Origin of the sequence: Marisediminitalea alba (assembly GCF_002993365.1) — a bacterium.
Classification (GTDB): Bacteria; Pseudomonadota; Gammaproteobacteria; order Enterobacterales; family Alteromonadaceae; genus Alteromonas; species Alteromonas alba.
In genome coordinates, this window is the sequence record NZ_PVNP01000003.1 from 17,685 (window position 1) to 41,840 (window position 24,156).

Consider the following 24,156-nt stretch of genomic DNA (forward strand, 5'->3'; position numbering starts at 1 on the left):
GATGACCAATTCTAACCCTAACAATTCTTCTTACGGCTTAACCCGTCGTCAGTCGCTAAAGCTGTTTGGCATGATGCTGGCCAGTGCCGCTGTGCCAGTCCTTAGCGGATGCGCCACCAGTGAAAGCAAAGTCAGTGCTGTTGCCTCAGACTGGCCAACGCTAACCATAGAACCCATTAGTGTGGCCGGTTACGGGCAGGATCCCAGTTTGATTATGCCCCCGCCCTCACCGTGGCCAAAAACCCTCACTCAACAGCAGATTGCCCTGGTCTCCCGGTTAACGGATATTCTGGTGCCAGCGAGCAACGGTCAGCCCGGCGCGCTACAAATAGGCGCTGTGGATGTGATTGATGAGTGGGTCAGTGCGCCCTATGCTCAGCAACAGCGGGATCGGGACAGTATTTTGCGTTTGCTGATCTGGCTTGATGAAGAGTCGGTCCGCCGGTTTGACCAGCCGTTTCTGGCAGTTAACGAAAGCGAACAATTTGCCCTGCTCGATAACATTGCCTACGACAGAAACAATATCGAACAGCGCCTGCAACAACCCGCGGCGGTATTCAACCGCTTACGTTCACTGGTACTGGCGGCATATTTCTGCTCTGAAGCAGGCAGCCGCGAGATTGGGTATCAGGGGAACGTAGCGATAAGTGGGGACTACCCGGGCCCAACAGAGGAAGCCAGAGCCCATCTTGATGGCATTCTCGATGAGCTTGGTTTAAGCGAATACGCCTACCAGCCATAAAAACGGCTCTGGCTAAACACTCTCTGGCTGAGATTGCTCAGGGAGTGTTTGCCGCTTTGCCAGGCGCTCCAGCAACATGGCCGTAATAAACAGCACTAACATCGTCACAAAGCCAGTCAGCGCCAGCATCAGTGCGCCTTTTTCGTCACTGCTGTCCACCACTAAACCGGACACCACCGGCGCCAGTGTGCTGCCTATACTGCCGCTAAATAACATCAGCGTAACCAGCATGGGGGGCGAATCAGCTATCTGCTGGGTGCCAACAGAAATCGCAATCTTATAAATGCAAGTGGTCAGTAACCCAAAGGCCAGGCCCAGAGTCAGAAACGTTTCCACCGACTCAATGAGCAAAAAAGCTGTTGTGCAGGCAATAGCAATGCCAGACACCACCAGCAACATGATTCGGGTGGGGATAAAGTTCACCAGTACCACCGACGTGAGCAAGCCAAAAATAGAAAAGCCCCAGTAATTGCCTACCACCTGCCCGGCCACTTCCGGCTGGGCGTCAAAATAGGCCATCAGGTAATTCGGCGCCCAGGTTAAAAAGGTTGTCTGGGCAATAAGATAAAGGCAAACGCCAATAGCAAAACACATCACCCGCGGTGTAAGAATACGCTTGAACTGCATTAGCGCTGTCTCGCGCTCAGGGGCAGGTTCATCGTTACCCGCGGTTGATGTAGCATGATGCGTGTCGGGGAAAGCAGAGGTGGCGGCCAGGCTCAGAACAATAACCGCCAGGGAGGCTACCGCCAGATAACTTAACGTCCAGTCCAGCTCCCTGACCAACAGCCAGCCTGCCAACGTAGGAAAAATAAAACCGGCTGCGCTAAACGCACAGTCTGTGGCGATAAACGCCGAGGCCCTGCGCTGTGCACGGTAGATACGGGAAATGATAACGGCTCCGCCGGATAGTCCACAGCCGCAGCACACGCCTAAGCCAAGAAATACGGCCGCCAATGTGGAATATCCGGCCCCGGTTAAAAACGGTAACGCCAGACCCAGCAGCAACAATACCGAATATGTGGTTATCAGCAAGCGGCGCACACTAAACCGGGTATACAGATACATCGACAAAAGCGTACCGATAAGTGCGCCGCCGGTAAGCCAGGAGAAAATACTCACCGTTCTGGCTGCGCTCATGTCCAGCTGGGCTGCAATAGCATTAAGGATCACGCCAGCCTGAGTTAACAAACCAGACATGATCATATAGCTTAAAAACGCAATAAGGGTTAACCGAACCTGGCTGCTCAACTACGTGTTATCCTGTTGCTAAACGAGAAAATTAAAAGGGAAAGCTAATCGGCATAGCCCGCACCGATAGCGTTAAACGGCATATCAAGCTCCAGTTCTGGCACCTGTAACCCTATCCAGGCAGGAAAGGTATTACTGTTCGGCCCCGGAAAAACAGTGTATTCGTTAGCCCAGGGATATCTGTCGATAGCCGCCACAATATCCGGGATAAGCCGACGCGCTTTATCGCCCTGAATCGACAGTACCTTTTCTGGTCTGGCCCCGTACCAGTAGCGGTCCGGACTGGCAGTTTTGAAGTTACGCAGCGCCGGAAGACCACTTCTGACGCGCCAGCCAACCACTTCATACACCTGATACTCTTTGGCACCCTGCTCTTTAAATGCCAGCCAGGTATGCACAGCAAACCAGCCACGCCAGCTAAAGGCATCGGCAGCATAAACCTCGATCACCGCATCCTGAACCAGTTCTGGCGAAGGCGCGATCCCCGCCGGCTCCCGACTGGCAGTACGCCAGTCACTGTTGCTACAGGACGTTGTGGCAAACAATATTAATAAAACAGCGGCCAGTTGCCTGCCCATTCTTTAAACCTTTTGTCGTATAAATAATCCGATAACTATCTAATCAGCAGCCATGGGGTTATGCAAGCCAGTGCCGACCAAACTACCAGTGGTCAGGATAAACTTTAATCAGCACAACTGGAATTTGTACTGGTAAATCAGCATACTGGTTTAACAAACAGCAAATCAGGGAGCGTGTTTTGGGCTGGATTGATTACACAATCATCGCGATTTACCTTGTTGGCTTACTCGCCATGGGACTGGCTTTTCGTCATCAGCATAACAGCCGGGAGTATTTTCTTGGCGGCCGGACGATTCCGTGGCCGGCATTATCGCTGTCGGTGATGGCCACCCAGCTCTCTGCTATCAGCTTTATCTCTGCCCCTGCATTTGTAGGCTTACGGGAAGGCGGCGGCCTTATCTGGTTGTCTTACGAACTGGCGTTACCCTTTGCCGTGCTGCTAATGCTATGGCGTTTATTGCCCACACTACACCAAAGCGGTGTGGTAAGTGTGTACGATTTCCTCGAACGCCGCTTTGAACGCTCCACCCGTCTGCTGATTAGTTTTGTGTTCCAGCTCAGTCGTTCATTTGCCACCGCCATCATGATTTACGCCATCTCACTCATTCTGCAAGGCACCATGGGGCTGGAGCAATGGCACAGTATTGTAGTGATTGGGGTAATTACGCTGGTTTACTCTGCCATGGGCGGTATGAAGGCCGTGGTGTTCGGTGATGCGATACAGATGATTATCATCCTCGCCGGTGCGCTCACCTGCCTGTTTGTGGCATTGGACGTGATTGGTGGTGTGGACGCTGCCCTGGCGCTTATCGACAGTGATCGTATGGAAGCGGTTAACATCGACTCTCTGGGACTGAACGGGAATGATTTCGGACTCCTGCCCATGCTGTTTGGCGGTATTGTACTTTACGCTTCTTATTACGGCTGTGACCAGTCAGAAGCCCAGCGTTCGCTTTCGGCTCATAGCGTAAAGGATCTGCGCAAGGTGATGTATACCGTCGCGCTCAGCCGCTTTCCCATCACGGTAATTTATTGCACCACGGGCTTAGTGATAGGCGCACTGGTACTGAATACACCATCACTGGCAGCGCAAATCCCGGCAGAACAACCCGACTGGATGATGCCGGTTTTCATTATTAACTATCTGCCTGAAGGCGTTATTGGCTTATTGGTAGTGGCTATTATGGCGGCCGCTATGTCATCATTGAGCTCCGCCATTAATAGTCTGGCAGCGGTTACCACCGAAGACTTCTGTCGCTACAAAGGACATGAACCCAGTGATGATGAATACATGCGTTTCGCCCGCACCGCAGGTATCGGCTGGGGCCTGGTAACACTGGTATTAAGTTTATTTGCCGGAGACATTGCGCCCACTATCATTGAAGCCATCAATAAAATAGGCTCCGTATTCTACGGCCCGGTGCTGGCTACGTTTTTACTCGGCATCCACAGTAAAACCATTACCGCAAAGGCCGCTAATATTGGCTTATTACTGGGCGTATTCAGCAATACCTTTTTATGGCTCAGCGACAACCCTATTTTCTGGTTCTGGTGGAATGCTATTGGTTTTGCGGTCACGGTTCTCAGCGGCCACCTCGCGAACCGCTTAATCCCCACCAGCAATAAGGCCACACCACAAGCCAGTTTTGCCGGTTTAAATACCCGGATGATTGTGGTGTTGTTAATTTGGAGCGCTGTATTGCTCTACATCTGTTTCAATTTATCCGCCTGGCTGGCCTGACGACAGGGGATTTTGTAGCCGTAAAACGTATTCGAAATACCGGCCTACGAGCCGGTATCTCCCCAAAAGGCTATTGGCTCGTAAACAATCTGGTTTAACTGTGGTGCTGTTTTGGCGAGTTACTGGCTGTATACAGTGTGGCACTGCGGCTGAAACAACTGCTGCAAAGAAGCCAATACATCCTACACGTCATCCCCGAATTTGCGCAGCAAATATCGGGGACCCCCTACCTTGATATCGTAGAGTTTAAATTTCCTTTGCTCAAAGGCTGTATCAGATAATCTAGCCTGCTTGGGAGATCCCCGCTCAAAAGCATGCGGGGATGACAGATATTTTTTGGCCGGTATGACGAAAAAACTGTCATGCCGGAAGCTGCCTTGGCAGCTATCCGGTATCCCCTGAAAAGGTCTGCTCAGTCAAAAAGAGTGATATTAACATCTTCGGCAATCTCCACATCTTGTCGGCACCCCAACAAAATGCGGATGCTTCATCAGTGGCCCAACTGAACTTGTTAACACCACGACACCATGCGAGGAGATCCCCGCTCAAAAGCATGCGGGGATGACGGGTATTTTTTGGCGGAGATGATAGTTATTTTTTGGCCGGGATTACGGGATAATTGATACCGGCTCAAAGCCAACGCTACCCGTCTTCCCGGAAGTTTCGTAGAAACTGTCCGGGATCTCCTTGCGCAGTGACCGATTATCACTGCTGCCAATATAACGGCTTATCACCCGTTCGGTTATTGCGAACTATTGAGAAACAAAAAGTTTCCGGTAATCCGTAGGCTCGTCACGGACGACGAGCCAGGGCAGCGCGGGCAGGACGCCCGCTCTGCCTCGTTAGGGTTACCCTTTTTGTTTCTCAATAGGCTTCTTCGCAATGTAGAACTGAGTGAAGCTGTTATAGAGAGCTAAAGGGGTAGCCTCACTGCCACCCCTGGGTGCTGTCAGCACCCCAACAAAATGCGGATGCTTCATCAGTGGCCCAACTGAACTTGTTGACACCACGACACCATGCTAAGAGGTCCCCGCTCAAAAGCATGCGGGGATGACGGTTATTTTTTTGGCCGGCATGACAGCATCACTCCCCTTTCACATAAGGAATGTCATCATCCAGCTCTTCCAGTTTATGCGTACGCTTAAGCGGTGAGCCGGTGTGACGTGCCATCCAGTAATAGGCGGTGGGCACTATATACAGCGTCAGGAAGGCCGAGACCAGAACCCCGGCGAAGATCACCATACCAATAGCCATACGACTTTCCGCCCCTGCACCACTGGCCATTACCAGCGGAATACTACTGAAAACAGTAGTAAAACCAGTCATCACAATGGGCCGTAAGCGCATTGCTGAGGCTTTTCGTAAAGCCTGTTCAAACTCCTCACCGGCATCACGCAACTGGTTGGCGAACTCAACAATGAGAATACCGTTCTTGGCTGCCAAACCAATAAGCATCACCAGGCCTATCTGACTGTAGATGTTGAGTGTCATACCGGCAAAATACAGCCCGATAAACGCCCCCAGCAGGGCCAGTGGCACAGTCATCATGATCACCAGTGGATGCACCCAGCTTTCAAACTGGGCAGCCAGAATAAGGTAGGTGATCGAAAGCGCCAGCAAGAAGACAAACACAAACGAGTTACCAGACTCCTGATACAACTGAGACTCGCCTTTATAATCAATCGACACCGAATCAGGTAATTCGGTTTCTACAATATTTTCCAGATATGCCAGCGCTTCGCCCAGCGAATAGTCGCCTGCCAGGTTAGCCGAGATAGTAACCGAGCGCATACGATTGTAGCGGTTTAACTGCGCTGAGGTTGCCTGCTCTTTGAAGGAAAGCAGGTTATCCAGCGGGATCAGCTTGCCGGTATAACCAGAACGAACATAGAGGTTTTCAATGCTGTTGGGGCTTCTGAATTCAGACTCTACCCCTTCCATAATTACATCGTACTCTTCGCCACGATCGAGGAAAGTGGAAACCCGACGCTGGCCCAGCATGGTTTCCAGCGTGCGGCCCACATCACTTATTGATACGCCCAGATCTGCGGCGCGGTCGCGGTCTATCTCAATCAGTAATTGCGGTGAGGTGGATTTATAATCGGAATCAATACGCACCAGTTTAGGATTCTCTGAGGCTTTTTCGATGAGGATATCGCGCCACTCCGCGAGGTTTTCATAAGTATCGCCCTGCAACACAAATTGTACCGGCCGGTTAAAGCCGCCACCGCCTATACCTGAGCGCATAATCGCAAAAGCTCGCACATCAGGAATAACATTCAGCCGTTCACTGATTTCATCCATAATGTCAAAAGTGCTACGGTCCCGCTCGTCCCAGGGCACAACGCCTACAACCACAATGCCAGCCCGGCCGCCCCAGCCTGGTGCGCGCACTAAGACGCGGTCGAGTTCACCGGCATCACGGTACTCCATCACAATGTCTTCGACTTGTTTGAGGTTACGTGAGTTGCTTTCAAAGCTCGCGCCTTCCTGCGACTGCATTATAATAAAGAAGTTACTGCGGTCTTCTTTAGGTGTGAATTCGGCCGGAATACGTTGCTGCAACTGATAAATTAAGCCTACTGCCACAGCCAGTAGCAGCATCATCATGATTGGCTGATGAATGGTTTTACCCAGACTGTTAAAGTAGCCACCTTCCAGTTTTTTGAAGCTGTTATCCAGCCAGTTGCCAAACCCGGAGCGTTCGCTTTTCTTCAGCAGGATAGAGCCCAGCATGGGTGACAGGGTAAGAGCCGTAACACTTGAGAAAGCCACTGCCGCGGCGATGGCCAGGGCAAACTCGGTAAACAGGCGGCCCACGTTACCTTCCAGGAACACCAATGGCACAAACACCGAAATCAATACCAGCGTAGTAGCGACAACCGCAAAGCCAACTTCCCGGGTACCACGATATGCCGCCAGTATGGCGGGCTCACCCATTTCGATACGGCGGTGAATGTTTTCCAGCACCACGATAGCGTCATCCACCACCAGACCAATCGCCAGCACCATGGCCAGCAACGTCAGCAGGTTAATGGAAAAGCCCAGCGCCAGCATCACGATAAACGCCGCAATCAGAGAAACCGGTACTGTGACAGCGGGGATCAGAGTGGCGCTTACATTTCCCAGGAATAAATAAATCACCACGACCACCAGCAACATGGCAATGCCCAGAGTGTTGTATACCTCTGAGATAGACTGCTCAATAAATACCGAGGAATCGTAGCTTGGCACAATAAAAATATTGTCCGGCAGGCTTTGTTCGATGCGGGCAATTTGTTCGCGGGCCGCGCGCGCCACTTCCAGCGTATTGGCCTTGGACTGTTTGATTATGCCCAGGCCAATCATGTTCACGCCGTCACCGCGAAACTCGGTTTCATCCTCTACCGCAGTAAGCTCAACTTTAGCGATATCGCCTAAACGTACCAGGTAGCCGTCGGCACCAATGGCTACGGTGAGCGCCGCAAAATCTTCCGGGGTCAGGAAGCTACGCGCCACCCGTACCTCAAAATCACGGTTTAACGACTCAACCTGCCCAGCCGGTAACTCGACGTTTTCTGAGCGGATCACCGACTCAACATCGGCCACGGTAACATCTCTGGCGGCCATGGCGGTTCTGTCGAGCCACACTTTCATAGCGTAGGTTCTGCCGCCACCAATGCGTACCCGGGCAACACCGTTAACAATCGACAAGCGATCGACCAGATACCGCTCGGCGTAATCGGTTAGCTCCATGGTGTTGAGGTTGGTACTTCGCAGGTTAAACCACATTACCGGCTGTTCATCGGAGTTGGACTTCGACACCTCCGGCGGATCGGCCTGATCCGGCAGGTTATTCAAAGCCCGGCTAACTCTTTCCCGCACATCATTAGAGGCCGCATCAATGTCCCGCGACAGTTCAAACTCAATGGTAATATCGGAGCGCCCATTACGGCTGGTAGAGGTAATATTTTTAATTCCCTCAATCCCGCTGATACGGTCTTCGAGTAACTGGGTAATGCGGGTTTCAACAATGTTTGCAGATGCGCCAGGATAGTTAGTATTAATGCTGACGATAGGCGGATCGATATCCGGATATTCGCGCAGTGACAACATAGAAAAAGACACGATACCAAAAATAATCAGCAGCAGATTGACTACCGAGGCAAAAACCGGTCGCTTTACCGATACGTCTGATAACCACATGATTTAGCTCTCCAGCGTATCGCGATTAAGTACTCTTACCTCAGAGCCGTCGCGTACCCGCAGCGTGCCTTCAACGATAATTTGTTCGCCCGCATTCAGGCCATTAACGATTTGCACCCAGCCAGGGCGACGCTCGCCAACCATGACCTCGCGCTCGGAGACGACGTTATTCTCGGCCACCACGTATACAAACTGCTTATCGGCATTGGGCACCAGGGCTTCTTCCGGGATCACCAGCGTATCGAGAACCTGCTTTTCAATAGTGACTTGCATAAGCATGCCCGGGCGCAGCTCTGCCTCGGGATTGTTAATTACGGCACGGGATAAAATAGAGCGGGTAACCGGGTCGATACGCGAGTCCATGGCAACAATCTCGCCGCTGAATTCACGGCCCGGATAGGCTACCGATGTAGCCGTTACTTTCTGACCGATAGCCATACTGGCTAAATGATTCTCAGCTACGTTAAAATCCACCTTGATAACACTGATATCATCCAGCGTGGTAATTTCATCGGCGGGACGAACCAGCGAACCAACGCTGACCCGGCGAATACCAAGACGACCATTAAATGGCGCTTTGATTTGCAAGTCATCCAGTTGCGCATTGGCAACCGCTATTTGCGCTTCAAGGGATTTTACCAGGGCCTGCTGCTCATCCAGTAATTGTTCCGAAGCAGCACTGGTGCTGGCCAGGTTTTTAATTCGGCTCAGCTGGCGTTTAGCCTCTTCCAGGCTTACCTGTAACTGCGCCACCCGGGCGACTTCTTCTTTATTGTTCAGTTGTACCAGCAGTTGACCGGCTTCGACCTTATCACCGTCATCAAATAACACACGGGTTACCGTGTCGGCTACCTGGGCCGTAAGGGTTACGGATTCATTCGCAGTGGCAGTTCCCAGCGCATCGATGGTAACCGGAAACAATTTATTGCTGACTTCGTAAACCTTAACCGGCGTCAGTTTTTTTGTCATCGTCTGACCGGCTTGCTCCTGAGGCCAGTTTAAAAAAGCCAGCAACCCAACCAGTAACACCAAACCCAACAACAGTGGCGACAGCTTTTTACCCAATGCCATAATCAATCCTGCTATACTGGTACCCAGGATTATTGTCATCAGCGGGCACCGGAACTTAATAATAAATGTTAACCAACGGCTTAATTTTACCCGATAACCTCAGTAAGGGAGCGCGTTTAACAGCAATAATCTGTGTTTTAACGTTTTTCGGTTGCCACCCCCTGCCCCCGTCTGCACCGAGCTGCAGAATTTCTGAAAATGCCAGCCCGTTGCCCCCCTTACCAGAAGCTACTGCTGCAGCATGTCTTATTCGCATAGATAACAGCGTGTTGATGGTCAGGCACCGTTTGTCCGGTAAGCTGGATTTCCCGGCTGGCGGCCTACAGGGCGATGAAAGTCTGCGTTGCGCGGCACACCGGGAAACCTGGGAAGAAACGGGGTTTAACCTTGAGGTAGGCAAGCTGCTTACCTATTCCTCCTCAGGAATGCCAGTATTCCATTGCACAGGCGATGCTTCCATGGCGGCGCTGGCCGAGCAGGTGCCAGCGCCAGACTGGGCTAAAATAGAGGTAACCGGGCTGATTCGGGTAAACCCATTTGAGATAACAGACGAAGCATTAAGATTTAATGATGATCTGATCCCGCTCCGTGATGCGTTTGTACAGGCAGGAGAAGAAGATTAGCCAGCCGGTTGTTGCTTTATTGCGCTGGCTCAAGTTAATGACACACTGTGATTTTGCATTTCATACAGGCGTTGTATGGTAACACCACCACACAATCAGACCTGATTGAACAAAGGAGAATGTTATGCCGGCATACACCCCGCCACTCGCTGATTTTACTTTTCTGGTGAAAGACTGGCTGAAAATTGATGCACTTTATCAGTCATTAGGACTGGAAGAATTCGATGCAGAACTGGCATTGGAGGTTATAGAGCAAGGCGGTAAATTTGCCACGGACGTAGTCGCGCCGCTCAACCGTGAGGGCGACGAACAGGGTTGTAAGCTAAGCAACGGCCAGGTAGTAACCCCTGATGGCTTTGCTGCAGCCTATCAAAGTTATGTGGATAATGGCTGGAATGCAATGCTCGGCGATATTGAGTATGGCGGTCAGGGGCTCCCCTATTCGATGGCCGTACCGGTGCATGAAATGCTGAATTCAGCCAACCTTAGCTGGCGCTTAACCACCATGCTTACCGAAAGTGCCGTGCTTGCCGTCACCAAGCATGCTTCTGATGAACTCAAAGCACAGTATCTGGAAAAGCTGGTCAGTGGCCAGTGGACCGGTACCATGAACCTTACCGAACCGCAGGCCGGCAGCGATCTGAGCCTGCTATCGACCAAAGCAGAGCCCAATGATGACGGCAGTTACAAGATAACCGGTAGTAAAATTTTCATCACCGCCGGCGATCATGACTGGACTGAAAATATCGTGCACATGGTGCTGGCACGCTTACCGGATGCGCCGGCAGGAGTGAAAGGCATCAGCCTGTTTCTGGTACCTAAATTCCTGCTCAACGACAACGGCAATCCGGGCGAGCGTAATGCCCTGGCGCCCAGTGCGCTGGAAAAGAAAATGGGTATTAAAGCCAGCCCTACCTGCGTAATGAATTTCGACGGCGCTAAAGGCTGGCTGGTTGGCGAGCCCCACTGCGGTCTGGCCTGCATGTTTACCATGATGAATGATGCCCGTTTTCAGGTGGGTCTTGAGGGGCTAGGGGCTTCAGAGGCCTCCTTTCAGGGCGCATTAACTTATGCACGGGAACGTCTTCAATCCCGCGCACCACAAGGCGTACAACAACCGGATGACAAAGCTGATGCAATTGTTTATCAACCCGATATTGCCCGCATGCTGCTCACCCAAAAAGCATTAACCGAAGGTAACCGGGCACTGGCAATGCTGTATGCCAAATATATGGACATAGCGCATAACTCAAGCGACGAAGCGCATGACAATGCTGAAGCCATCCTGCAGTTTCTTACACCTATCTGCAAAGCCTTTATGACCGATACCGGGTTAGAGTCCACCAGCCTGGGCATTCAGATATTCGGCGGCCATGGCTATATTCGCGAATGGGGTATGGAACAACTTATGCGTGATGTGCGCATTGCCATGCTCTATGAGGGCACCAACGGTATTCAGTCGCTCGACCTGATTGGCCGCAAACTGACCCGCGACCGGGGCGACATGCTGGGTATTACACGTAACGCTTTTGCCGAATTAGTGGCCGGCATGGCCAGCGGCGAAGCCCAGCAGCACGCATCGGCTTTACTGGACGAGTGGTATCAGACCTCATTACAGGTAAAAGCGTTTTCGGCAGTGGATGCTGCCGGTGGTGCCTGTGATTATCTGGCCTACAGCGGTTACTGCCTGCTTGGCGTTTTATGGTATTCCATGGCAGATTGTGCGGCACAAGGCGATAACCCGGTGCTGGCCGCTGGCAAACAAAAAACCTGTGACTTTTATATTCAGCGTCTGTTGCCACGAACCGCTGCTCACAAGGCTGCGCTGTTAGAATCTGCAGACACCTTACTGGCCGTTGAGGGCAGTGAGTTCGACTACCTGTAAGCCTGTATTAGACCGATAAAAAAGGCCGCTGAGCGGCCTTTCTAACACTTAGTTTTTCGCGATAGTATCTTCAAATTCATCATCAAACCAACGTTTGATCATGTCTTTTTCATAACGGAACTGATCGCTGCTGCGGGCGCGGCTTATACGATTCATAAAAGCCATTTCTTTTATCTTTACATCAGCAGACTTCACCACTTTGTCGCCTTCTTTCAGTTGGTAACTAAACTCCATCCGCGGGATATACACTGTATCGATAATACGGATATCGAAAGCTCCCGCGCGCATGGTTGGCCAGACTTCCCCGGCTAAATCCAGATCGGTAACAGTTACCTCAAGTGTCTGACCTTCCGGTAAGGCTTCAGCCAGTTTATTAAAGTATTCATCCAGCGACTTAAATACGCGGTTACGAAAACTTTTGCGCGATTCGTTACTTGGTCTGACATCGGTATATGACTTGGGGTCTTGCCAGGTAATTTCGACTTTCGTCTCTGCCGCTTCAGCAGTGCTTTTTTGGGCCAGAGTGGCGCCAGAAAATACCATGAGCGCAGGTACCAATAACCACGACGCTTTTATATTTCGCATTGTAGGGTCCCCCCGAAGGTGTGATTAGAAGTCAGAGTATATACGTACTCAGTTAACTATTAGAACAATAAACCGCCAAAAAGTTTAACGGTTTATCGTATCTTTGAGCCTATCAGTCTTCACCTGAACCGGGGATGAACAGGAGCAATCAGCTATTTTGCGTGTCGGTATTCAACACCGGTGAACGGCGAATCTCAGAGCAAAACGTGTGAAGCGTCACGCCGTGGATGTAAGGATTTCTGTCTGTATTTTCACAATAAGCATCATAGAATTGCAGCGTTCTGACTCGTGAGGACAGTACCGTATCGAGATAGTCTTTCTGATAAGGACGCATTGCCGAATACTGCACTGCCAGACTGTCTTTAATTTCAGCCAGCTGCTGGCGCTCTTCACGCGTAGCGATCTCTTCCATCCAGTCACTCAGCGTAGCCTGAACGTCAGAAAATAAATACTGAACAAACGGTAGCTGTAATACCACTACCAAAATAGCGATTTCAATGATGACAGCGATTGAACGAAACATGCTTTATACTTCTCCCAAACTAGTGAGCCAAGTTTATCCCACGTCTAACCATTTAATAAGGTACGTGTTTTATACGTAGTTATTAAGAGTTATAGCTGTACTGGATAGTTCATTTTTTCGCCTGACCCGTTTATCGCTGCCCTGGCACCAAGTGTGTACACCTAAAAAATACGTTACACTGTCGCCGCGGCGAATCAGACTGCGATTGATCTATATTAAGTAAAATTAATATATGACAGGTATACTGCTGCCGTAATCATGTTTAGCTTCAGTGAAGGTAGTCCCATGAACGATCAAATCCCGGTGAAAAATGTTACTCCGGTAAAAGTTCACAAACCCGAAAAACTCGACGAGTCAAAACGCTATACGGCGCGCGATCGAATTTATGTACGGTCGGTTAAAGGCCCGTTAGAAAACTTCCGTCGCTTCTTCGGCTTCTTTTTTATTGCCTTATTCGTTGCCATCCCCTGGATCCAGTATGACGGCCATCAGGCTGTGCTGCTGAATATTGTGGATCAGCGCTTTACGATTTTCTCACTGACCCTGTGGCCACAGGATCTGACGCTGCTGGCTTATATCTTTATTGTGTCTGCCTTCGCACTGTTTTTTATAACTACCTTTGCAGGCCGGGTTTGGTGTGGCTTTATGTGCCCGCAGACTACCTGGACTTACATATACGTATGGTTTGAAGAATTCTTCGAAGGTAACCGTAACAAGCGTATTAAGCTGGACGAACGCCCAATGGACTTCGATAAGTTCTGGCGCAAAGCGGCCAAGCATACCGCCTGGGTTCTGGTTGCCTTGCTCACGGCGATGACCTTTGTTGGCTACTTCACTCCAGTGGCTCAGCTTTACGTAGACTTCTTTACCTTCAACACCAGTTTCTGGGCCGGCTTCTCAATTATATTCTTTACCGTTTGTACTTATGGTAATGCCGGCTGGATGCGCGAAATTATGTGTACGCACATGTGCCCATATGCTCGTTTCCAGTCAGCGATGTTTGATAAAGATACCTTTACCGTATCTTACGACGCCAGCCGCGGTGAACAGCGTGGTCCCCGCTCTCGTAAACTGGCCCATGAAGACTTGGCTGAAAAAGGCCTGGGCGAATGTATCGACTGTAACCTTTGTGTGCAGGTATGCCCTACCGGCATCGATATTCGTAACGGCTTACAATACGAGTGCATTAACTGTGGTGCCTGTGTGGATGCCTGTAACGGCGTAATGGAAAAAATGGACTATCCCAAAGGGCTGATCAGCTTTACCTCAGAGCACGAACTGGCTGGCGGTACTACTCATATCGTTCGCCCTAAACTGGTAGGTTACCTGGTGGTACTACTGGTAATGTGCGGTCTGCTGGTTGCGGATATCGTAACCCGGGTGCCTCTGGAAGTGGATATTATTCGCGACCGTAACTCCCTGTACCGCGAAAATATGAATGGCGACATTGAGAATGTGTACACCCTTAAAGTCCTCAATAAATCACAAACTGAACACACTTATACAATTAAGGTAGAAGGTTTGGCGGAATACGAGTACATTGGCGAACAAGTTGTTACCGTGGGTGGCGGCGAGGTATACAGTCTGCCTGTATCTGTCGCAACTGACCCCTACAACCTGTCTGACCGGGTTACCGAAATATACTTTAATGTTTCCACTACCGAAGCAGACGGCACTGTTGTAGAGGTTAGCGAGCCATCGAAATTCCTTTATCGATAAACAGGCCTTAATGTGAGTGACTTTACCTTTGCCGAACTGTCACCCGATATGATCCTTGCCGCACTGGAACAGTGCGGCATTTTTCCTCAATCAGGACTCCTTGCGCTAAACAGTTACGAAAACCGGGTCTACCAGTTTTTGAGTGATGAACAAAAGCGCTACGTAGTGAAGTTCTATCGCCCCCAGCGATGGACTAACGAACAGATTCTGGAAGAACATGCCTTCAGCCAGGCGCTTGCCGATGCAGAAATCCCGGTGGTTGCCCCACTTGCCCATCAGGGTCAAACACTGCACTTTGCCGAGCAGTATCGCTTTGCCTTATTTAATTCCGTGGGCGGCCGTCAGTTTGAACTGGATAATCTCGACCATCTGGAATGGATGGGTCGTTTTATTGGCCGCATGCATAAGGTAGCCAGCAGTACACCTTTCACGCACCGTCCGACCATGGATATTGAAAGTTACCTGACCAAACCAAGGCAAACCCTGGCCAGCAGTACGCTGTTACCGGAGTCACTGCATACCGCGTTTTTCACCATACTCGATCAGGTTATTGAGCTCACCCAAGAGTTGTATCAGCCAGGCCAACTGATTCGACTGCACGGCGATTGCCATGCCGGTAATATTCTGTGGCGTGACGGCCCGATGTTTGTCGACCTGGATGACAGCCGCATGGGGCCGGCGGTTCAGGACTTATGGATGATGCTGAACGGCGACCGCTCGCAGCAGCAGATGCAGCTTGAAACCCTGATAGAATCCTATGAGGAGTTCTGTGAGTTCGACAGCAAGGAACTGGCATTAATGGAACCATTGCGGGCCATGCGAATGGTGCATTATATGGCGTGGCTGTCTGACAGATGGGAAGATCCAGCGTTCCCGCGTGCCTTTCCCTGGTTTGCCGAAAACCGCTATTGGGAGCAGCAAATCCTGGCTCTGAAAGAGCAATTTGCTACGTTGCAGGAACCGCCACTCTCTTTGGTGCCGTACTAAGTACGGACACCATCAAGCCGGAGAATTATTCCCCGGCTTTTTTACTGCTTAACACTTCGATTTGATGTTTATCCGCCAGCGCATCAAAGGCACCGTAGCGAGACACTGCAATAGCACCACACTGCGTAGCAAAGCGCAAAGACGCCAGAATATTCTCAAAGTTTGCCACCCAGTGAGTAAACGATGCTTTATCCTGTACTTCGCCGGCCAGAGTAAATAAAAAGCCTCCCACAAAAGCATCACCTGCCGCGGTAGTATCGACTACCTGAGTTTTCGGTGTGGGATAAGTTCCATCGGTATCCCGGGTATAAAACGCTACCGGGTTAGCACCATCGGTAACCAGAATAAGCGATACGCCGCTGTCCAGCCACTGCTGTATGCTGGCGTCCACATTGGCTTCGCCATACAACTCCACCAGCTCTTCGTGACTGGCTTTAATCATATCCACTTTAGTGGCTGTCTCACTAATAAGCTTTGGTGCCAGGGCGGCATCATCCCAGAACGCCGGGCGCAGATTGATATCCAGACATAAAATACTACCGGCATCGCGAAACTGGTTGAGGGCATTTTCGGTTACCTTGCGCAATCCCGGTGTACTTACCGAGCCTGAACAAAAACTGATAATACGCGGCTCGGCAAACAATGCAGGCTCCAAATCGGCCTCAGATAAATCAGTATGAGCAGCGTTATCAATATAGAAATCGAAAGAGCGTTCGCCGCTATCATCCAGCCCAACAAAAGCCAAAGCTGTTTTGCCCTGTTCAGAAAATCCGGTAAACCGGGTACTAACACCCAAATCAGCCAGCGTGCGATACAGGTATTCGCCAAATTGATCCTTGCCGAGCTTGCCGAATAACCCGCTGTTGCCCCCCAGCTTGGCAACGGCAACCGCTACATTGGCAGGTGCCCCACCGGCGAATTTTTTAAAACTCTCGGTAGCGCCTGTAGCATCCTGCTCTTTGGTTGAAAGCATATCTATTAATGCTTCGCCCATACATAAAACCTGCATATGTTTTCTCCTGTTGGATGTCAGAGAAGTGTGAAATTAATCCCAAAGCAACCCGGCGAGATCCACGTCGAAGCGTAAACCAGCCACCCAGGCATTGTCTAAATCTTCAACACGCCCTCTGTCATTAAACTGGTCCGGATTTACAATGTAGTGGATATTCGGCTGCACGCGAATGTGATCGCCAAACTGCAACCCATAGCTCAGCTCCATCATAAGCTGATAGCCCGCTGGCAGACCGTTGCCGCCGTTAAGCTGTCTAAGCAGCGCCTGGTCCTCTAGTGCTTCATCACTGTAGTCCTGACGGGTTATCACAAAGCCAATGGTATCGGTATCGCGACCGGCAAAGGTACCATGCTTAACAAAACCGGCTTTCAGGTAATAATCCTGAGTTAGCTCGCCTTCAATACCGGTTAGTACCGCGCCAAATAACGTGACGCGGCGACGGGAATTTAAATCCGGGCGCAGTACGGTTTGCTCAAACCGGGCGAATACTCCGGAGCGGCCATTTTGGGTAGCATAGTTCTCGCCACTAACGGCTGCGAGGTTGCCCTCAGCATCACGGGACGGATCGGCGTAGTCAGCACCATCATACCAACCACCCACTTCATACCGGCGTGGATAGTCATCGTTATCCCAGGACGTTTTATAACCCAGCGTTACGGGCACCACTACGCCGGTGGAGTCTGCAATACGCCAGTCAAAACCGTGATCGCCAGCACGCTGATGCGCAGTGTTCTCTTCGTAAACACCGGCATGGAAATACACTTTATCATTGAACCAGAACTTGGCGTGGCCGCCCCAGCTCGATACCGGCCACCAGGTAAAATTACTGGTACGAAACACAAAGGTGGGGTTGCCACAGGCGGAGTTGGTCTGAAAGTACTGGCAAAGCTCAGAGCCTAAAAACGAGATGTTGGCCACCGTTCTGCCAGCTTCCAGCTGTAACTGCCCGTCCAGAAAAGACGTCTCAATGGTAAAGCGGGCTAAGCGAGAATTCTGGCCACCGTAGATTTCCTGCACGGACGTGCTGTTACCAATGTAATTCTGCGCCAGGTTCTGGCCATGTCGGTTGGTAAAAGCAACGTGAATGCGGGTGTTATCCCATCCGGCCGCTTTATCCATATTGATATCGGCGCCAACAAATAACTGACCGGCGTAAGCGCTTCCGCGCTGCTTGCCGCCTTCCACATTAGCCGCCGCTTCGCCGGTGTAACTGGCCAGCCAGTCGACATAACGGGTATCAGCGGCCTGTGTTGGCAGAGCGATACCCCATGCCAGTAGCCCGGCAGAAATCGCACCACAAATGGATTTAGCGAGCCCGGCGCGCGGTAAGGACCGGGATAAGTCGATATTTTTTAAGCGCATTTACGTCCCCTTGAAGGGGTGTGATTTTCAGACACGACGATCACACCCTGTTAACAGCAAGTCAGGGGAACGCAATTTAATGCAGCTTAAATATTAAATCAACTTTATTTATTTATTAAATTTACAAACTGTATTGGGCCAGTAAGGGGAGATTTGCACAGCCAAGGGCCCGTGCATCGGCGCCAACAGAGCCCGGCAATAGCCGTAATGGCGATAATCCGCGGCAATCTGCTTTCGCCAGTAATTGCTCACATTTATGTAACAACGCCTGCTTAACGGTATCCGGAACAGCGCCTTCAATCACCACGGCATCCAGGTCAAGAAAGGCATGAGCACTGATGGCAGCCTGCACAATTCCCTCGGCCGCCACTTCCAACCAATCGGCCACCTCGGGCAAATTCTCCGGCCAGATGGGATGCCGGCCGTGTAGAAAAGCGGTATCTACGCCCGTTTGTTTAAGCGTTCTTTCCAATCGGTGAAGTGAAGCACTATCGAGTAACTGAGCGTTACCTGAACCAGCCAGTACCGGCAGAGAACCCACCGCGCCGGCATTACCGCTACGGCCAACATGGAGCTTGCGGTTAAGCACCATGCCACCACCGATAAAGGTGCCCACAAAGCAATACAAATAGTCGCTAAGCTCGCGGTGCTGCCCAAACCAAAGCTCTGCAGCACAGGCGGCAATATCATCGTTACACAAATACACCGGTAGTTCGGTAAACTCCTGCACCGCCGCCAGTACATCAAACTCTTTCCAGCGCGCTAGCTCATCTTCCGGCGCACCGGCCTGCTCACTCCAGCGCCATATTTCAAATGGCATGGCCACCCCCACACCGCTGACTCTGCTGACTTCCTCTTCATCAAGGGCCGACAAAATGGCTCGCAACCCTTTTTGGGTAAATCGCTGCATCGCTTCAATAGCCGGGAAATCCCAGTGCTCACACAGTGAAGCCCGCACATTGCCCAGAAAATCAATCAGCGATATCTGCATACTGCGCCGACCAATTTTGATACCCAGTCCGAATGCGCCGTTGGCTCGAAGCGAGAACGGCACGCTGGGCTGACCACGCTTGCCACGATGGGGTTCACCGCGCTGCAACAAGCCATCGTGTTCGAGCCGGTTGATGATCACCGTGGCAGCCTGGGCTGACAGCCCGGTTTGTTTGGCAATCTGTGCTTTAGGGAGGTGTTGGTGCTGGCGGATAAGAGTAAGAATTCGTCTTTCATTCAGCGCGCGCAAACCCGACTGCCCCTTGGGTACAACACTTTTTTGCCATACTGGCAGAGGCTCATTCGACGTTGCTTGAATGGTTTCAGACATAACACTTCTCTTATTTATCCTTAAATCAACACGCTATATTAGTCCTTCAGAAGCCCGGTGCAAAGCTCTGCTGAACATCAGGCATAAAACTCCCTCAAATCAAAAGAAAACAAATTAAATAAATTTTGTTGATTTATTGACACGAAAAATTTTTGTTGCTTAAATCGCTTAACTAATTTTTTACATGACGAGGCTTATCGTGCAAAAACGCGCGCCATTGGTTTCCAGGGAAACACTGCTCCCTTTCATTCTGCTCACCATCTGTTTTGCTGCCTGGGGTGTTGCCGCCAATATGACGGACCCTCTGGTTAAAGTGTTTAGTAAAATCTTTACGATGTCATCGCTGCAATCGGCGTTGGTTCAATTTGCTTATTACGGTGCCTATTTTTGTCTGGCGATTCCTGCGGCCTTTATCAATAAACGATTCTCGTACAAGACCGGGGTGCTTACCGGGCTGGGTTGCGCCGCAGCCGGTGCATTTTTGTTTTACCCGGCCAGTCAGACCATGACTTACGGCTTCTTCCTGCTTGCGTTATTTGTGCTGGCCGGCGGACTCTCTATCCTGGAAACTTCAGCCAATCCCTATGTGATGGCTATGGGCTGTGAACAAAGCGCCACCCGCCGGTTGAACCTGGCTCAGGCATTTAACCCGGTGGGTACCAACCTTGGGGTATTTCTGGCCGCAACGCTGATTCTGCCTAACCTTAATCAGGCCTCAGCCGAACAGCGCGCCAGCATGTCTGCGGCCGAGCTCAAGTCTGTAATCGGCGCCGAACTGGATGCGGTGATGGTGCCTTACGTGGGGATGGCCTTTGTGCTGGTTGTGGTATGGATTGCCATTGCCTGTATTAAAACCCCGGTGAATGAGTCCACAGAACAGCGCGCTGAGAATATTCAGCTAGGGGCCTCACTTAAGCGTTTAATGCTTAACCGCCACTATCGTTTTGGCGTCCTTGCGCAGTTTTTTAACGTGGGAGCGCAAACCTGTGTCTGGACCTTTACCATCCAGTACGCCATGGCGGCGATTGGCGGTAATGAAGTAGATGGCGGCCAGGTGTTGCAGTACAGCATGATTGTGTTTCTTGTCTCACGCTTTGTGATGACCTGGTTAATGCAGTATTTGTATCCGGCAAAACTGCTGATGATTATGTCACTGATAGCGGCCGGGTTGTGTATTGTTATGACCCAGGCACCGAACATGGTTGGTGTGGTATCACTGGTAGCAATTTCTGCCTGTCTGTCACTGATGTTCCCCACTATCTACGGTATTGCGCTGGAAGGTCTGGGAGAAGATACCAAACTTGGCGCTGCTGGTCTGGTGATGGCGATTCTGGGCGGCGCAATCCTGCCTTTGTTTCAGGCTGCGATCATCGACTCATGGAGCGTAATCGTGTCTTACGTGGTGCCAGCCCTATGCTTCCTGCTAGTCGCCGGTTATGGCCTGTTTGATATCAAAAACAAAGCATCCCGAACCACTACAGCGAATAGCGCAAACTCTGCTCCGGTAACGGTGAAGTAATTCACCCGCTTACCAGCCGGTCATCTGAGGCCATAAAGATTAGTGCTTTCAGATGACTGCATTTTTACTGCCGGGGGTTTTTATCCGTTGGCGCTGCCGTTATAATCCCGCCCGCTCAGGTGCCTGATGTACGCTCATCGGGATAATCGGGAAGTAAGTGAAAAGCTTACGCTGCCCCCGCAACGGTAATCACGTATTGCATGCACATGTTAATACGATTCCCCTACGCCACCGACTATCGGGAAGGCGGGAATTCATGCCCCGGCATGACTGAAAGCCCGGAGACCGGCCTGCGCTGCGTCGGCAACTGCTCATAACGGGCCGGTTGCCACTTCTTATCCGTCTTAGCACTCGGCGGGAGTGCTGTTAAAAGAGCCTTTTATGAAAATTCGATCCCTTTCCTGTGCGGTAGCCCTTGCGTGCGCCGCGAACATTGCCTGTGCCCAGCAATCCTCGGTAGAAACCATTACTGTTACCGGTTCTCGTTTACCGGTTAGCCTGGACAAACTGGCGGCCTCAGTCTCAGTCCTCACCGAAGAAGATATTCAGGCTGCAGGTGCTACCCAGTTAACTGATTTATTACGCGGTATGCCCGGCGTGAGTCTGAGTCAGTCGGGTAGCCCTGGTTCACTAACCGAACTGCGTTTGCGTGGTAGCGAAACCAATCACCTGTTGGTATTGATCGACGGCGTGATTGTGAATGACCTCAGCCAGGGCGGTCTGGTAGATTTTGCCCACCTCACCGCAGATAACATTGCCAGAGTTGAATTGCTCCGTGGTGCACAAAGTGCACTGTGGGGCAGTGGTGCGGTGTCTGGTGTACTTAGCATCACAACTAAAGCGGGCAGTGAGAGTAATGACAACACGTCACTGAGTGCTGGTATTGGTAACGCCAGCACCTATCGTGCTTCCGTCTCAACACAGCAGTCGCTGGACAACCTGAGCGTGTCTCTGTACGCCAATCACTTTAATACCGATGGCGACAATGTGTCGCGTAGCGGCGGCGAAGATGATGGTTACCGCAATACCACCGCCGGTTTTGGACTGAACTGGCAGGCAACCGCCAGTAACACCTTTATGGCCGGTGCACGCATGGTTGATTATCGCAACGACTATGATGCAAGCGACTTCACTACCGGCCTGCCAGCCGATGCCGACAACGTTACCGATGGCGACCAGTTAACCTCCTACTTACAGTGGAACCTGGCTATCGCTGAGTTAGGCTATACCAGCGAACTTAAAGCCCAGTACCACAAGGATGATAACGACAACCTGACCAGCGGTTTTGACGCTGGTGGTACCACCGGAGAGCGTAAGCAGCTGAACTGGACTCAGTTTATCACTACCGACGTGGCCCAGTTTGCTATTGGCACTGAGTTACTTCGTCGCGAGTTCGAACAACGAGGACCATCTGACTGGGGCGATCCGAACTATCGTCGCGATGACAGCACCAGCAGTATTTTTGCAGAGTTAACCGGGCTGGGCACAGATGAGCTGACTACGCAGTTCAGTGTACGCTACGACGATAACGATCGCTTCGAAAAGGCCTGGAGTTATCGCGCCGGTGCACACTATGCCCTGAGCCGTCAGGTTAATGTTTTTGCCAGCATCAGCCAGGCTGTTAAAACACCAAACTTCACTGAGCTGTACGGCTATTATCCGGCCCAGTTTATTGGTAACCCTGATCTCAAGCCAGAACAAAGCAGGGAGTTTGAAGTGGGACTGCAAAGCCAGTTCAGCCGTCAGCTTTCGGCCGATTTCAGCGTATTTACTACGCGCCTGGAAAACGAAATCACCAGTGTATGGGACAGCGCCAGTGGCTTAAGCTCGGTGGCCAATGCCAGTCAGGATTCCCGCCGCGACGGCTTTGAAGCATCGCTGCAATGGGTTGCTGATACCTGGCAGTTCACTGTCCACTACAGCTATCTGGATGCCACCAGCGGTGATGGTGCCGATCAGGCGGTTGAACTGCGTCGCCCTAACCATACCGGCTCGGTGACCTACCGCCATTCATTAGCGGTTCAGGGTTTATCTGTTTATATCAAAGCAGATTACACCGGCGTGCGTCAGGATATCTTTTACCCGCCCACGTCATTCAGCGGCGAAGTTGTCAGTCTTGATCCGTACTGGCTAACCAGCATAAACGTGAACTATGACTGGAACCAACAGTGGCAGTTTGGGGTCCGAGTGGATAATGCATTGTCTGAAGACTATGAAGATATCATTGGCTACCGCGGTGCCCAGCGGCGCTTCCTGGTGCATACCAGCTATCGCTTTTAACTGTTAATCGCCGTTTAATTCGCCTGGTCGTCACTGACTAGGCGAATATTTAGCGGTATGATAATCTCAACGTTTATTTGAATTAGAAAGGAAAACACTCGAATGAAGAAGTTTGCTTTGTGGGTTGTACTAGCATTACTGATTCCATTACAGGTCTCTGCCGCTGTTAAGTGGGAAGAAGGTAAACATTACGAAGAAATCGATAAGCCCTTAAGTGACTCGCCCGAAGTCCTCGAGTTTTTCTCCTACTGGTGCCCGCACTGCTATCGCACAGAGCCGTTTGTAGCGGACCTGAAAAAATCCCTGGATGAAGGCGTTAAATTTGAAAAAGTACACGTTAACTTTATGCCTTACGCCAGTCAGGCTGTGCAGGATGAAGTGACTACGGCAATGCTAATTGCGAAAGCACTGAAGCAGGAAGACAAGCTGAGCGCCGCAATCTTTAACTATATTCATAAACAACGTGCCACCATTACTGGCATGAAAGACATCCGTAACATCTTTATTATCAACGGTGTGGATTCAGCAAAATTCGATAAGCTGGCTAAAAGCTTTGGCGTTAAATCGATGCTGGGTAAAAACAATAAAGTCGTAGAAGACTATCGCCGCGAAGTGCGCTCGGTGCCTACCTTCATTGTTAACGGTAAATATAAAGTACAGATTGGCCGTGACCTGACGCCAACTGAACGCCTGGAACTATTTAACTACCTGGCAGCAAAACGCGACTAAAATCACTTTGCTCCAGGCAATAATAAAGGTAATCAAGGGGTC

General features: G+C 50.9%; 18 protein-coding genes and 1 riboswitch. Of the genes, 9 read left to right on the plus strand and 9 right to left on the minus strand.

The genetic code is table 11. The features are described 5' to 3' along the window. Position 1 precedes the first annotated feature (1 nt). Positions 2–742, plus strand: coding sequence for a gluconate 2-dehydrogenase subunit 3 family protein (locus C6Y40_RS00115; protein WP_105932759.1), 741 nt, complete (start codon positions 2–4; stop codon positions 740–742). Positions 743–754: 12 nt separating this feature from the next. Here the strand turns inward: C6Y40_RS00115 and tsgA are convergent, their stop codons facing one another. Both tsgA and C6Y40_RS00125 read right to left on the minus strand, forming a co-directional pair. Beyond that, positions 755–1,993 (minus strand): MFS transporter TsgA, encoded by a 1,239-nt coding sequence (gene tsgA, locus C6Y40_RS00120; protein WP_105932760.1) that lies wholly within the window; start codon positions 1,991–1,993, stop codon positions 755–757. Between the two features lie 44 nt (positions 1,994–2,037). Continuing rightward, complete coding sequence (locus tag C6Y40_RS00125) at positions 2,038–2,571, minus strand: DUF3750 domain-containing protein (protein ID WP_105932761.1); 534 nt, start codon at positions 2,569–2,571, stop codon at positions 2,038–2,040. A 233-nt stretch (positions 2,572–2,804) separates the two neighbouring features. Here C6Y40_RS00125 and C6Y40_RS00130 point away from each other — a divergent pair, with 233 nt between their 5' ends. Beyond that, positions 2,805–4,313 carry a sodium:solute symporter family transporter gene (locus tag C6Y40_RS00130; protein ID WP_420836915.1) on the plus strand — a complete coding sequence of 503 codons (1,509 nt, stop codon included), beginning with the start codon at positions 2,805–2,807 and terminating at the stop codon, positions 4,311–4,313. Between the two features lie 1,083 nt (positions 4,314–5,396). On the opposite strand, the gene C6Y40_RS00135 is transcribed toward C6Y40_RS00130, so the two are convergent. Together C6Y40_RS00135 and C6Y40_RS00140 are read right to left on the minus strand one after the other, a co-directional pair. Continuing rightward, on the minus strand, positions 5,397–8,498 hold the full coding sequence (locus tag C6Y40_RS00135) for an efflux RND transporter permease subunit (RefSeq protein WP_105932763.1): 3,102 nt from the start codon (positions 8,496–8,498) through the stop codon (positions 5,397–5,399). Positions 8,499–8,501: 3 nt separating this feature from the next. After that, the gene (locus C6Y40_RS00140; RefSeq protein WP_105932764.1) at positions 8,502–9,569 is read right to left on the minus strand and encodes an efflux RND transporter periplasmic adaptor subunit; all 1,068 of its coding nucleotides are present in this window, start codon (positions 9,567–9,569) and stop codon (positions 8,502–8,504) included. A 65-nt stretch (positions 9,570–9,634) separates the two neighbouring features. Here C6Y40_RS00140 and C6Y40_RS25340 point away from each other — a divergent pair, with 65 nt between their 5' ends. Further along, positions 9,635–10,192 carry an NUDIX hydrolase gene (locus C6Y40_RS25340; protein WP_105932765.1) on the plus strand — a complete coding sequence of 186 codons (558 nt, stop codon included), beginning with the start codon at positions 9,635–9,637 and terminating at the stop codon, positions 10,190–10,192. A gap of 124 nt (positions 10,193–10,316) precedes the next feature. Further along, positions 10,317–12,077 (plus strand): acyl-CoA dehydrogenase family protein, encoded by a 1,761-nt coding sequence (locus C6Y40_RS00150; protein ID WP_105932766.1) that lies wholly within the window; start codon positions 10,317–10,319, stop codon positions 12,075–12,077. Positions 12,078–12,125: 48 nt separating this feature from the next. On the opposite strand, the gene C6Y40_RS00155 is transcribed toward C6Y40_RS00150, so the two are convergent. Both C6Y40_RS00155 and C6Y40_RS00160 read right to left on the minus strand, forming a co-directional pair. Beyond that, positions 12,126–12,662, minus strand: a complete 537-nt coding sequence (locus C6Y40_RS00155; RefSeq protein WP_105932767.1) for a DUF3016 domain-containing protein — start codon at positions 12,660–12,662, stop codon at positions 12,126–12,128. 148 nt (positions 12,663–12,810) lie between these two features. Beyond that, positions 12,811–13,185 (minus strand): hypothetical protein, encoded by a 375-nt coding sequence (locus tag C6Y40_RS00160; RefSeq protein ID WP_105932768.1) that lies wholly within the window; start codon positions 13,183–13,185, stop codon positions 12,811–12,813. A gap of 285 nt (positions 13,186–13,470) precedes the next feature. Between C6Y40_RS00160 and ccoG the strand changes: the two genes are divergently transcribed. Further along, complete coding sequence (ccoG, locus tag C6Y40_RS00165) at positions 13,471–14,904, plus strand: cytochrome c oxidase accessory protein CcoG (protein ID WP_105932769.1); 1,434 nt, start codon at positions 13,471–13,473, stop codon at positions 14,902–14,904. Between the two features lie 12 nt (positions 14,905–14,916). Then, the gene (locus C6Y40_RS00170; RefSeq protein ID WP_105932770.1) at positions 14,917–15,891 is read left to right on the plus strand and encodes a serine/threonine protein kinase; all 975 of its coding nucleotides are present in this window, start codon (positions 14,917–14,919) and stop codon (positions 15,889–15,891) included. Positions 15,892–15,916: 25 nt separating this feature from the next. Here the strand turns inward: C6Y40_RS00170 and C6Y40_RS00175 are convergent, their stop codons facing one another. From C6Y40_RS00175 to C6Y40_RS00185, 3 genes are all read right to left on the minus strand, one after another. Next, a complete protein-coding gene (locus tag C6Y40_RS00175) occupies positions 15,917–16,900 on the minus strand; it encodes a carbohydrate kinase family protein (RefSeq protein ID WP_105932771.1) in 984 nt (327 codons plus the stop codon). Positions 16,901–16,936: 36 nt separating this feature from the next. After that, the gene (locus C6Y40_RS00180) at positions 16,937–18,265 is read right to left on the minus strand and encodes a carbohydrate porin (RefSeq protein WP_105932772.1); all 1,329 of its coding nucleotides are present in this window, start codon (positions 18,263–18,265) and stop codon (positions 16,937–16,939) included. Between the two features lie 121 nt (positions 18,266–18,386). After that, on the minus strand, positions 18,387–19,586 hold the full coding sequence (locus C6Y40_RS00185; RefSeq protein ID WP_105932773.1) for an ROK family transcriptional regulator: 1,200 nt from the start codon (positions 19,584–19,586) through the stop codon (positions 18,387–18,389). 199 nt (positions 19,587–19,785) lie between these two features. Between C6Y40_RS00185 and fucP the strand changes: the two genes are divergently transcribed. The 3 genes from fucP to C6Y40_RS00200 all read left to right on the plus strand — a co-directional run bounded on the left by fucP (position 19,786) and on the right by C6Y40_RS00200 (position 24,114). Then, positions 19,786–21,105 carry an L-fucose:H+ symporter permease gene (gene fucP, locus C6Y40_RS00190; RefSeq protein ID WP_105932774.1) on the plus strand — a complete coding sequence of 440 codons (1,320 nt, stop codon included), beginning with the start codon at positions 19,786–19,788 and terminating at the stop codon, positions 21,103–21,105. A gap of 100 nt (positions 21,106–21,205) precedes the next feature. Then, positions 21,206–21,413, plus strand: a riboswitch (cobalamin riboswitch). 73 nt (positions 21,414–21,486) lie between these two features. After that, positions 21,487–23,385, plus strand: a complete 1,899-nt coding sequence (locus tag C6Y40_RS00195; RefSeq protein WP_105932775.1) for a TonB-dependent receptor plug domain-containing protein — start codon at positions 21,487–21,489, stop codon at positions 23,383–23,385. A gap of 102 nt (positions 23,386–23,487) precedes the next feature. Continuing rightward, positions 23,488–24,114, plus strand: coding sequence for a thiol:disulfide interchange protein DsbA/DsbL (locus C6Y40_RS00200; RefSeq protein ID WP_105932776.1), 627 nt, complete (start codon positions 23,488–23,490; stop codon positions 24,112–24,114). Positions 24,115–24,156: the final 42 nt, after the last annotated feature.

What these genes read in the sequence shown, in the direction of transcription:
- C6Y40_RS00185 (WP_105932773.1), bottom strand. Translation starts at nt 19,586, where the DNA reads ATGTCTGAAACCATTCAAGCAACGTCGAATGAGCCTCTGCCAGTATGG.
- C6Y40_RS00160 (WP_105932768.1), bottom strand. Translation starts at nt 13,185, where the DNA reads ATGTTTCGTTCAATCGCTGTCATCATTGAAATCGCTATTTTGGTAGTG.
- C6Y40_RS00155 (WP_105932767.1), bottom strand. Translation starts at nt 12,662, where the DNA reads ATGCGAAATATAAAAGCGTCGTGGTTATTGGTACCTGCGCTCATGGTA.
- C6Y40_RS00195 (WP_105932775.1), top strand. Translation starts at nt 21,487, where the DNA reads ATGAAAATTCGATCCCTTTCCTGTGCGGTAGCCCTTGCGTGCGCCGCG.
- ccoG (WP_105932769.1), top strand. Translation starts at nt 13,471, where the DNA reads ATGAACGATCAAATCCCGGTGAAAAATGTTACTCCGGTAAAAGTTCAC.
- C6Y40_RS00125 (WP_105932761.1), bottom strand. Translation starts at nt 2,571, where the DNA reads ATGGGCAGGCAACTGGCCGCTGTTTTATTAATATTGTTTGCCACAACG.
- C6Y40_RS00150 (WP_105932766.1), top strand. Translation starts at nt 10,317, where the DNA reads ATGCCGGCATACACCCCGCCACTCGCTGATTTTACTTTTCTGGTGAAA.
- C6Y40_RS00140 (WP_105932764.1), bottom strand. Translation starts at nt 9,569, where the DNA reads ATGGCATTGGGTAAAAAGCTGTCGCCACTGTTGTTGGGTTTGGTGTTA.
- C6Y40_RS00115 (WP_105932759.1), top strand. Translation starts at nt 2, where the DNA reads ATGACCAATTCTAACCCTAACAATTCTTCTTACGGCTTAACCCGTCGT.
- C6Y40_RS00175 (WP_105932771.1), bottom strand. Translation starts at nt 16,900, where the DNA reads ATGCAGGTTTTATGTATGGGCGAAGCATTAATAGATATGCTTTCAACC.
- C6Y40_RS00200 (WP_105932776.1), top strand. Translation starts at nt 23,488, where the DNA reads ATGAAGAAGTTTGCTTTGTGGGTTGTACTAGCATTACTGATTCCATTA.
- C6Y40_RS00135 (WP_105932763.1), bottom strand. Translation starts at nt 8,498, where the DNA reads ATGTGGTTATCAGACGTATCGGTAAAGCGACCGGTTTTTGCCTCGGTA.
- C6Y40_RS25340 (WP_105932765.1), top strand. Translation starts at nt 9,635, where the DNA reads ATGTTAACCAACGGCTTAATTTTACCCGATAACCTCAGTAAGGGAGCG.
- C6Y40_RS00130 (WP_420836915.1), top strand. Translation starts at nt 2,805, where the DNA reads ATGGGACTGGCTTTTCGTCATCAGCATAACAGCCGGGAGTATTTTCTT.
- C6Y40_RS00180 (WP_105932772.1), bottom strand. Translation starts at nt 18,265, where the DNA reads ATGCGCTTAAAAAATATCGACTTATCCCGGTCCTTACCGCGCGCCGGG.